The organism is Streptomyces lomondensis (assembly GCF_014651035.1).
GTDB classification, from domain to species: Bacteria; Actinomycetota; Actinomycetes; order Streptomycetales; family Streptomycetaceae; genus Streptomyces; species Streptomyces lomondensis.
The window spans coordinates 146,800-155,305 of record NZ_BMWC01000014.1; the positions used below are offsets into that span (position 1 = coordinate 146,800).

At 67.4% G+C, this 8,506-nt stretch carries 9 protein-coding genes; 5 read left to right on the plus strand and 4 right to left on the minus strand.

The window, feature by feature from the left end; genetic code table 11:
* The first annotated feature begins 127 nt into the window (after window positions 1-127).
* Window positions 128-541: a PPOX class F420-dependent oxidoreductase gene (locus IE255_RS34195; protein ID WP_229906710.1), complete on the plus strand. Its 414-nt coding sequence runs from the start codon at window positions 128-130 to the stop codon at window positions 539-541.
* A 28-nt stretch (window positions 542-569) separates the two neighbouring features.
* Entirely contained in the window at window positions 570-1,415 is an 846-nt protein-coding gene (locus tag IE255_RS34200; RefSeq protein WP_190054293.1) for an SDR family NAD(P)-dependent oxidoreductase, read from the plus strand.
* Between the two features lie 317 nt (window positions 1,416-1,732).
* On the opposite strand, the gene IE255_RS34205 is transcribed toward IE255_RS34200, so the two are convergent.
* Window positions 1,733-2,077 carry a hypothetical protein gene (locus IE255_RS34205; RefSeq protein WP_190054294.1) on the minus strand — a complete coding sequence of 115 codons (345 nt, stop codon included), beginning with the start codon at window positions 2,075-2,077 and terminating at the stop codon, window positions 1,733-1,735.
* Window positions 2,078-2,673: 596 nt separating this feature from the next.
* Here IE255_RS34205 and IE255_RS34210 point away from each other — a divergent pair.
* Window positions 2,674-3,243 carry a hypothetical protein gene (locus IE255_RS34210; protein ID WP_190054295.1) on the plus strand — a complete coding sequence of 190 codons (570 nt, stop codon included), beginning with the start codon at window positions 2,674-2,676 and terminating at the stop codon, window positions 3,241-3,243.
* Between the two features lie 55 nt (window positions 3,244-3,298).
* Here IE255_RS34210 and IE255_RS34215 read toward each other — a convergent pair whose 3' ends face one another.
* Entirely contained in the window at window positions 3,299-3,721 is a 423-nt protein-coding gene (locus IE255_RS34215) for a hypothetical protein (protein ID WP_190054296.1), read from the minus strand.
* Window positions 3,718-5,634 carry an amino acid adenylation domain-containing protein gene (locus IE255_RS34220; RefSeq protein WP_372487595.1) on the minus strand — a complete coding sequence of 639 codons (1,917 nt, stop codon included), beginning with the start codon at window positions 5,632-5,634 and terminating at the stop codon, window positions 3,718-3,720. The genes IE255_RS34215 and IE255_RS34220 overlap by 4 nt, the downstream gene beginning before the upstream one ends.
* A 716-nt stretch (window positions 5,635-6,350) precedes the next feature.
* Between IE255_RS34220 and IE255_RS40480 the strand changes: the two genes are divergently transcribed.
* Both IE255_RS40480 and IE255_RS34230 read left to right on the plus strand, forming a co-directional pair.
* On the plus strand, window positions 6,351-6,593 hold the full coding sequence (locus tag IE255_RS40480; RefSeq protein ID WP_190054297.1) for a transposase: 243 nt from the start codon (window positions 6,351-6,353) through the stop codon (window positions 6,591-6,593).
* Window positions 6,594-6,783: 190 nt separating this feature from the next.
* Entirely contained in the window at window positions 6,784-7,548 is a 765-nt protein-coding gene (locus tag IE255_RS34230) for a class I SAM-dependent methyltransferase (protein ID WP_190054298.1), read from the plus strand.
* Window positions 7,549-7,574: 26 nt separating this feature from the next.
* On the opposite strand, the gene IE255_RS34235 is transcribed toward IE255_RS34230, so the two are convergent.
* Window positions 7,575-8,407, minus strand: a protein-coding gene (locus IE255_RS34235) for an IS5 family transposase (RefSeq protein ID WP_190054299.1) whose coding sequence is annotated in 2 segments (ribosomal slippage) — window positions 7,575-8,063 and window positions 8,066-8,407 — 831 coding nt in all. Because the reading frame shifts where the segments join, the coding sequence is not laid out codon by codon here.
* Window positions 8,408-8,506 lie beyond the last annotated feature (99 nt).

The following is an 8,506-nucleotide window of genomic DNA, read 5'->3' on the forward strand; positions in this document are numbered from 1 at the left end:
AAGTGGGGCTGTTCACCCAGCTGGTGTCACATGAGTATTGCAAGTTGGCAATCAAGTGCCACATAGTTGTGGCGGCCAGTCCGGTGCGCCGGCCGTCAAGTCGGGTCCCCCACCCAAGGAGTCATACGTGAGCCCGGTCCACATGTCGGAGAAGTTGAAGGAAGCCCTCGATTCCAGGGTCTTCGTCACCGTGGCGACCCTCCAGCCCGACGGCAGTCCGCACCAGTCCGTCGTCTGGGTGGGCAGGCAGGGCGACAACCTGTTCTTCGTGACCGGCGTGGACAAGGTCAAGGTGCGCAATCTGCGGCGTGATCCTCGACTCAGCGTGACGGTCAACCCGCCGGACGAGCCCTACGGATACGCGGTGATCAGCGGCACCGCCCGATTCGAAAGCGCGGGAGCCCGCGAGCGCTTGGACGAACTGGCGGTCAAGCACACCGGCAGGACCTACGCCGAACGCAACCCGCAGTCGTACGCCACGCTCCCGGAACTGGTCACCATCCACGTCACCCCGGAGAAGATCGCGGCCCGCTTCCTGTGAGCCGCCGCAACGACGAAGGGACAGTGCGATGAAGACTCACGTCATCACCGGCGGCACGGACGGCATCGGCAAGGCCGTCGCCCACCACTACCTGGACAGAGGGCACCAGGTGGTGGTCGTCGGGCGCAACGCGGAGAAGGGCAAGGCATGGCTGGACGCCGCGCGGCAACGAGACGCGGCCGGGCGAGCACACTTCGTCCATGCCGACCTCAGCCTGATAGCCGAGACCAGAGCAGCGATCGACCGCGTCCGGTCGTCCTTTGCCAGAGTCGACACCCTGGCGCTGTGCGCCCGGCATTTCCGGACCACCCGCCTGGTCACGGCCGAAGGCTTCGAGAACACCTTCGCGCACTTCTACCTCAGCCGCTTCCTGCTGAGCCACGGGCTGGCGGATCTGCTCGAAGCCGCCGACGCCCCGGTCATCCTCAACGTCGCGGGCCCCGGCGGCCAGGGCTCAATCCACTGGGAAGACCTGCAACTCACCCGGGAGTACGACGGGCAACGGGCGCTCATGCAAGGCGGTCGGCTCAATGACCTGCTCGGCGTCGACTTCGCGGACCGTCGACCGGACACCAAAGTGCGGTACGTGCTGCTGAACCCGGGAACGGTCAACACCAGCTTCTCGGGGCAATACGCCTCGGACACCCTGGCGCAGATCGAGGTCATCCGCCGGACCGCCCAGTCGGTCGAGGAGGCCATGATGCCGATCCTCAAAGTGCTGGACGACCCGCCCACCGCACCCCTCAGCGCCTTCGTGCAGGGCGAGCCGCTCAGTCCCCACGGGCCCGGGTTCACCGTCGAGGAAGCACGGCGACTACACCAGCACACCCACAAGTTGCTGTCTGCTTCAGCAGCAAGGACGACGAGGGGCTGAGCCGTCCACTGGGGGAAGCGAAGCCCCTTCAGGTCAGGAACACTTCGAGTTTGTCATCGCGGGCGGCCCCTGCTCAGGCGGGAGCGGCGCGATTCCGAGCTGCCCCAGGCGCTGGCGCTGCTGTTACTCATCATGTGCATCCTCGTGGCGCTTTCGCGGCAGGTGGCGGTGCGCTGTAGGCATGAACCTCAGTAAGGCAGTGACCAAGGTGTGCAGGCGAGCGCTGACATTGAGGCGCCCCAGCACCTCGTAGGCGATGGCGCCGACGGCTGAGAGAGCCACGGGCGCCAGGGCAAGCCAGGAGATCCAGTCTTCCACTACTTCGCCGCCTCTCGCTCGCACAAGTATGTGGTTCGGCCAGCGCTCACGAGAGTGATGCCGAGGACAATCAAGGATTGGAAGCCGACACGAGCTTCGTTCACTCCGTCGGCGTTGGCCGTCGCCGCCAGGAAGGTGGTGAAGGCCAGCACAAGGACGTTGACGATGCCCCAGAAGTTCAAGGCTTCGCTGCGCTCACGGTCGTAGGACTGGACCAGGGCGTTGGCAGCCAAGCCCATGGAGACTACGAAGAGATCGGCTTTAGCTGCCAGGACGTAGAGGCCCGGGTTCTGGTAGTCCGTCTTCTGCATTCCGCTGACGTGCTGGCCCAGGGTGGGCATCACGGCGAAGAACTGCCATGAGGAACCATGTCCGCAACTTGCGTAAAGCACGCGTTCGCTTGGTCTTCTCCTCCTCTGTGATCTCGTCCGCTGTTCTCGGTGTGCCTGCCGCATCTGCTTGTTGTCCAGCGTTCTGATGGGGGACATCGGCAGTCCGTTCTGTCGCGTCATCCCCTGGTGGCGGTGCGGAGGTAGTCGTCATCCACGTCCCCGGTGGTGCTTCCTTGGCAAGGGCATCAGTTGTAGCTCATGTGCGTCGATCATGGGGCACTTGTCTACGACTGGTCGCGCCTGTGCGTGATTTCCTACCGGCGTACCAGGCGGACGACGGCCCCCAGAGATTGCGGAAGGGGACGGTGAATCGGACTGGGTCGTCGTCCAGTAGTCACTTGACGGGGCCTCGTTGATCAGTGTCGATTTCGCACCCCGTACGCTCGTCCGTCGACAGTTCGACGCAGGCGGAGAGGGAGCGCATGGCGGGGGACAGGGACATACGCGGGCTCGCGGCAGGAGCCGATCGAGCGGCCCAGCCGGCCGGGAACGCTGTTCCTCGACGCCGTACGGGCCCGATTCACTGGTTTCTGTTCAACAGCGTGTGCGTGGCGGCTTCGGTGGGCCTGGCGTGGCTCGCGCCGGTGCTGCCACTGCCGGCCCTGCTGCGCGGCGTGGCCTTCCTCGTCTCCGCGCTGCTGATACCGCTGGCGCTCGTCCTGGTGCCGGCCTTCTGGCTTCGCCACGTCCCTCACAAGCAGACGCCGAAACCAGCCGTCTTCGCGCTCACCGTTGCCCTCGTCGCGGCAGTCGTGCTGGCGATCATCACCCAACAGGCCGGCGACGAGCGGGCACTGGAAAAACGGGGCCGGTGGACCGAGGCCGTCGTGGTCGAGGTCGAGAACCGCAAGACCGACAAGTGCACGCTCCGCACCCGCGACGGCCGGGCGATCTCACCTCAGCTGTCGGAGGGCGACGGCTGCGACAAGGAATTGGTCGAGCCAGGCGACGAACTGCGCGTGCTGTACGACCCCAAGGGCGCAGCCGGTCCGGTGGCGGACATGGAAGTGGACCTGGAAAGCGGCTCGTACCGAGGGACGATCGGCGGCCTGGCAGCGCTGGTCGTCGTGACAGGCACGTGGGGCTGCGTGCGGCTGAATCGGCGGGACAACGAGTGACGGGTGCGTTCGAGTCCGCGCCCGCCCTGTACCGCTGGCGAGCGGTTGGCCTCGGTCAGAGCTTCAATGGCCCGTAGGTGCCGTCCTGGAAGGTGAAGACGGTCGGTTCAGAGTCGTACTCCTCGCGGAAGTATCCGCCGTAACCGGGCTCTTCGATGTGGGGGGCGAGCAGGTCAAGGATCGTCACCAGCTCTCCCATCTCGTCATCGAGCCAGTAGTTGCGGCTGAACACCCCCCATGCGTAGAGCTCGCGACCGGCCGCGAAGCCTCGGGACTGACGCCGGAGAGACGCGAAGTCTCCTCCGGGCAGGCGGCCGTCCGGGTCCGGTGCGAGCACTGGGTACGTGTGCTCGTCCGCGTCGAGCCAACTCGGGCGCTCGGGGACCAGGCCGAGGTGCCAACGTAGGGCCTCCAGGACGGTGTCGGGCGTGTTGTCCCGGAGGAAGCAGGTGAAGACGACTTCGAAGTGGAGGCTCACGGGGCTTTATTCTGCCCGGCGCGACCGATAGGCCCGGGACCGCGGCTCTGCGGTCTGGCCTGGTCGCGTTCGAGGATGGTCTCGTTGGGGTGCACGGGCTGAGGCCAGGCCCGGGCCGGGCGGAGTTCCTGAACCCCCGGCGCACTCGGGCGGGGCTGGCGGAGGTCTTCGGCGATCGGGCGGGTGAGTCCGAGCTGGGCGTGGGCGGTGATGACGAGCCAGGTCCAGCGGTCGGCGGCAGTCGGTCGACTTCCAGTCGCATCAACGTCCTCTTCAGGAGGGGGAGTTCGCTGCCGTGGTCGATCCACGCTGAGCGGGTGGTGAGCCGGGGGACGGATACGGTCCATGGCCCTTACGCCGACTCTCGATGTCCCGGGGCTGCAGCCCTGCCCGCCGTCATCGCGCCAGGCCACCAGGTCGCCGGTGCGGTACATGCGCCGTGCCGTGCCGCCGTCGGTGACGATGATGAAGGCCCGGTCAGTGGCGACGCCATCGGTGTAGCCGCGGGCCAGGCCGGGGCCGCCGACCAGCAGTTCGCCGGGCGTCCCGATCCCTGCCGGGGCGCCTTGCGGGTCGAGCACCTGCACGGTGCAGTTGCCTATGGGGCGGCCGATGGGGGTCACCGGGGTCCGCTCATCGGGGCTGCAGCGCCAGAAGGTCGCATCGACAGTGGCCTCGGTGGGCCCGTAGAAGTTGAAGACCTCCGCGCCGGTGGCGTCGGCGGTGCGGCAGGCCAGTTCGGTGGGCAGCGGTTCGCCGCCGCAGAAGACATAGCGCAGCGAGCGGCCCGCCTGGTCGTCGAGTCCCGCGTCCAGCAGCGCGCGGAGCAGCGAGGGTGTAAGTCCGACGGCCGTGACGGACTCGTTCTCGACGAGGCGTAGCAGGGACAGCGGGTCGCGGAGATCGGCCGGCGGGGCGAGGACGAGGCAGGCGCCTGCCGCCAGCGGTGCGAGGATCTCCCATACGGAGATGTCGAAGCCCAGCGAGGTGTGGTGCAGGATCCGGCCGCCGGGGCGGGTGGGGAACGCCTTCTGGTCCCATAGCAGCCGGTTGACCACTCCTCCGTGTTCCACGACTACGCCCTCCGGGTCTCCGGTGGAGCCCGAGGTGTACAGGACGTAGGCGACGTCGGCGGGGCCGACGGCCGGTGGGGCGGGAGGTGTGCCGTCCCGGGTGGTCGGGGCGTCGCCTGGTTCCTCGTCCGGGGCGTCGTCGCAGAGCAAGACCGGAAGGCCGGTCCCGTCCAGCAAGTCGGCGGTCCAGCTCTGGGCCGAGGCGAGGCCGCAGCGGGCGTCGGCGTCCATGAAGGCCAGCCGCTCAGGGGGGTGAGCGGGGTCCAAGGGGACGTAGGCCGCCCCGGACTTGAGGATGGCCATGATCCCCAGCACGGACTCCACGGCGTGGGTCATGCAGAGGGCGACCGTGGTGCCGGGGCCGGCGCCGTGTGCGCGCAGTCGCGTCGCGGTTCGCCCGCCGCTCCAGGCTCCGGTAGGTGGTTTCCTGGCCGAGGAACCGCAGGGCCGGGGCGTCGGGCGCGATGCGGGCTCGCTCCTCCACCAGGGAGTGGATGCTTCTGCGGTAGTCGTAGGTCTGCGGGTTGCTCCGCCGGTGTTCAACTCCAGGGCGGCGGACATCCGCATCGAGTCAGGCCATCGCGACGGTACCACGGACCGCAGGGTATGCAGATCCGATTGCTTGTCCTTGGCTCCGTGGGCGTAGGCGGAGCGCGCTGCGCAGGCCCTAGGTGGCGTGGGCGCAGTGCGCGTCGCGGTGGAGTTCGCCGCCGCCCGAAAGGACGAGGGCCGACTCGTACGCGACCGATCCTGGTCGGTGAGGGTCTCGTGCGTCCGGGCGCGTACCCCTCCCCAGCTTGTGCTCGCGCTCCTGGCCCTCGATGACGACGCGTTCGACATGCCCACGCGAAATCGGGTTGTCGACACCCGGGCGGGCGATGTGCTGGGCGCGAGCCTGTATACGCCCCGCTGGAAGGCTGCTGACACCTTCCCGGCGCCCTTTTTCCCGGCATCCTTGGCAGCCGGGGCTGCGGCGGGCCGTTCAGTGTGTGTCACGCCCAGCTCGGACAGCCGCCGCCGTCGCTCTTCCGACAAGTGGGTCCAGATGTCCGCCTCCCGTCGCCGTGCGAGCCGCTCGCCCAGATTGTCGTCCTCGAAGAGGACGCCCGGCTCGATGGCCGGCAGGCTGCTGTCGGCGTCGGCGAAGTCGGCGAGCACGCGGTAGCGGCGTTGTCAGTCCAGCAGGCCAGGGGCAGTTCCAGTCCGGGCCGATCGCCGCCAGCTGCTGCGCGCGCTCCGCCGCCCCCTGCGCGGCCTTCCCGAGCCGCCGCCCTTCCGGCGCGGATTGGCCATCACCCACCGGCGCACCATCGCCTCGCCCTCCCCCCCGGCCTCGCTGCCCAACCGAAAATGCCTGCACACACTGACGCCGCAACACAAGCCATTGACCGTCGACCCACTGTCGCTGTCGGAAGCGGCACACTCGGACAACGGCTCGCTGTAAGAAGCGAGCAGGACCGCGCCGCTTTGAAGGACGTCCTGACCAACTGCCCCGAGCCGGACGCGGCCGCCGGACATATCCACGACTTCGCCGAGGTGCTCACCAGCCGCGCGCCATGCTCCCTGCCTGGATCGACACCGTCGAGGCCAGCCAACTGCCCGGCCTTACCCGCGTCGCGAGGCACCTGCGCCGCGACCTTGATGCCGTGACAGCCGGACTCAGTCTGCAGTGGAGCTCCGGCGGCACGAAAGGCGCCGTGAACCGCATCAAGAAGATCAAGAGGCAGCTCTTCGCAAGATATGTGCCACCGAGAAGCAGCAACGCCTACTGCATGGTGGTGGCCGAGCTTCCGGGGTAGAACGCGCAGCTTGGACGTGGATTGCGCCGATGACGAGGACCAGATGGCGGAGCTATCGGCAGCCACTCGTGCCGCAGAGGGTGGTGCGCGCCTGAGGGGCCTCACCATCGTCCTGGCTGCCCGTTGGCGACGGAGCTGCTGAGTTGTAATTCCGTTGCCGGAACGCCGGCATCTTCGATCGAATGTCTCCATGACTCATGACGGCCCGGCGGACCATGTGGAGCAGAACCGACGCTTTTGGGATGAAGAGGCGGCTGCGTGGCACGGGCCGCTCGCCCGCGATCACTGGGCGCAGGCGGAACCGTCCTGGGGTTTGTGGGCAACCCCTGAGTCGCAGGTTTCCCTGCTTCCCGACGACCTTGCCGGGATGCGCACCATTGAGTTGGGCTGCGGTACTGCCTACGTTTCCGCTTGGCTGGCCAGAGCAGGAGCCCACCCGGTCGGGATCGACCTCTCGGAGAAGCAGCTCGCCACTGCTCGCGCCATGCAGGCGGAGTTCGGCATCGACTTCCCCCTTGTCCTGGGCAATGCTGAGAAGGTGCCCTACGAGGACAACACGTTCGGCCTGGCGATCAGCGAGTACGGCGCCTCGTTGTGGTGTGACCCCTACCAGTGGATCCCGGAGGCAGCCCGGCTTCTCGTACCTGGAGGCCTGCTGCTGTTCTCGCGCTACTCACCGCTGTTCGCGCTGTGTGTACCGCCCGAGGGGCCGGCATCCACCACTCTGTGCCGCGGCCAGTTCGGCCTGACGCGGCTGGACTGGGGGAATCACGTGGAGTTCGTCCTGCCGCACGGTGAGATGCTCCGTCTGCTGCGGGGCTGCGGCTTCGTCGTGGAAGACCTGATTGAGATTCAAGCACCCGAGCCTGCGCAGCGGGACTACGCAGAAGTCTCCGCCGACTGGGCCCGGCAATGGCCCAGCGAGGAGATCTGGAAAGCTCGGCTGGCAGGCTGACAGCTCCGCAGGCACCATGTATCGCCTTAGACGGTGTCCTGTGTGGTGAGGCGGGCGAGTCGCTTGTAGCAGCACATGGCTGCGGCGAGGCCGAGAAAGGCCGGGTAGTTGCGGGGGTTGCGTTCGTAGCGGGGGCTGAGTCTTCGGTAGCCGGACAGCCAGGACATGGTCTGCTCGACGACCCAGCGGGGGCGTCCTGATCGTTCGCTGGACTTGGTCCCTTTGCGGGCGATGCGCACTCCGATCCGCTTCCACCGCAGCCATCTGCGCAGGTCGGCCCGGTCGTTGGCTTTGTCAGCGTGCAGGGGCTGAGGCTTGAAGTGCCGGCCGCGGTAGGGGTCGTGTCTCGTTTGGTGACCCTCGATCATGGGCTTCAGCCCTTCGCTGTCGTGGATGTCGCCGGCCGAGATACCGACGAGAAGGGGCAGTCTGTTCGCGTCCGACAGGACGTGCATCGTGGAACCCGGCCTGCCCCGGTCCACGGGACTCGGGCCTGTGTGTTCGCCCCCTTTTTTTTAGCCCTGACGTGCGCGGTGTCGAGGACGACGCGGGTGACGTCGATGAGGCCGGCGTCGTCGAGACGGTGCAGCACGGCCTCGTGGAGGCGGCCCCAGACGCCGGCTCCCGACCAGATCAGAAATCGGCGGTGAGCCGTCGACTTCGATATGCCGAAGCACGGTGGACGTTGGCGCCATGCGCAGCCGCTGACCAGGACGTAGATGATGGCCGCGAACAGCGTCTCATCAGGGGTGTTCGATGTTCCGCCGCCCTGTGGCCGTGCTCGTTGCTCTGGGGTCAGCGGCCTCGCGATACCCCACAAGCCGTCCGGCACGATCCAACTCCACGTTCCCCGCCCCAAGCCGGGTCAACGTCCGCCTCACCACATAGGACACGGTCTAAGACGGTGTCTTGATTGGCGGTAGCTCGTTGACCGTCGTATGGGGATAGTTGAGCGGCT